This window comes from Bradyrhizobium sp. NBAIM01 (assembly GCF_020194115.1).
In the GTDB taxonomy this organism is placed as follows: Bacteria; Pseudomonadota; Alphaproteobacteria; order Rhizobiales; family Xanthobacteraceae; genus Bradyrhizobium; species Bradyrhizobium yuanmingense.
Genome location: NZ_JADYVU010000039.1, coordinates 1 through 400 on the forward strand (window position 1 = coordinate 1; position 400 = coordinate 400).

1 protein-coding gene is annotated in these 400 nt (G+C 66.8%); it reads left to right on the forward strand.

The window, feature by feature from the left end; genetic code table 11:
* Window positions 1-400, forward strand: a 400-nt coding sequence (locus I6F31_RS36255) for a glycoside hydrolase family 15 protein (protein ID WP_225187064.1), incomplete at both ends; no start/stop codon positions are given.

Genomic DNA, 400 nt, shown 5'->3' on the forward strand with positions numbered 1-400 from the left:
GGCCCGGTAGAGCGCTGGCGCGTCGTGCGCGACAGCATCCACGCAGAGGTCTGTGCCCACGGCTACAACGCCGCGCGTGGCTGCTTCGTGCAGAGCTACGACAGCGACGAACTGGATGCCGCGCTTCTCATGCTGCCGCTGGTGGGTTTTCTGCCGGCATCCGACCCGCGCATCCAGGGCACGGTCAAGGCCATCGAAGAAGACCTGCTCGTCGATGGCCTCGTGCGCCGCTACCGCACCGAAGCGGCGACCGACGGCCTGCCCGAGGGCGAAGGCGTATTCCTTGCCTGCAGCTTCTGGTACGTCGACAACCTCGTCATGCAGGGCCGCCATGACGAAGCGCGCGCGCTCTTTACCAAGCTGCTGGCGCTGCGCAATGACGTGGGCCTGCTGGCTGAAG